Annotated in this window: 2 protein-coding genes; both read left to right on the plus strand. The window is 33.8% G+C overall.

Annotated features, from left to right (window positions below):
• The coding region (locus tag V3W49_RS23095; protein WP_500148323.1) for an aminotransferase class IV at positions 1-291 on the plus strand (291 nt) is incomplete at its 5' end.
• 1 nt (position 292) lies between these two features.
• Positions 293-518, plus strand: a 226-nt coding sequence (locus tag V3W49_RS23100; RefSeq protein WP_500148325.1) for a Gfo/Idh/MocA family protein, incomplete at its 3' end; no start/stop codon positions are given.

Here is a 518-nt window from a genome sequence, read left to right on the forward strand (position 1 = left end):
ATAAGTTCTTCTGCTCTGGAAGGAATCACCAGAGATTCTATTTTCAAATTAGCGCAAGATTTAGGCTATAAGATCGCAATTAGAAAAATTCCTAAAAGTGAACTATATGAAGCAGATGAAATGTTCCTTTCCGGAACTGCAGCTGAAATTACTCCTATCATACAAATTGACAAGAAAAAAATTGGCACCGGAAAATTAGGAAAGGTGACCAAGAATTTAATGTCAGCATATTCTGAAGTGGTAATGAATAAAAACAAAAAATATTCTCATTGGTTAACAGAGGCGTATTAGAATGAAAGTTGCACAAATTGGAACTGGAGGTTGGGGTAAAAATCATGCTCGAGTATTATCGGAATTAAAAGTTTTATCAGCTGTTTGTGATGTAGATAAAGAAAGGAGTAAAGAATTTGGAAAAAAATACTCCGTAAACCACTACGAGTCTTTAGATTCTTTATTAGAATCAGAAGAATTTGACGTAGCGTTTGTTTGCACTCCAACATCAACACATTCTAGTATTG

It is taken from the genome of Rosenbergiella sp. YN46 (assembly GCF_036620675.1).
In the GTDB taxonomy this organism is placed as follows: domain Bacteria; phylum Pseudomonadota; class Gammaproteobacteria; order Enterobacterales; family Enterobacteriaceae; genus Jejubacter.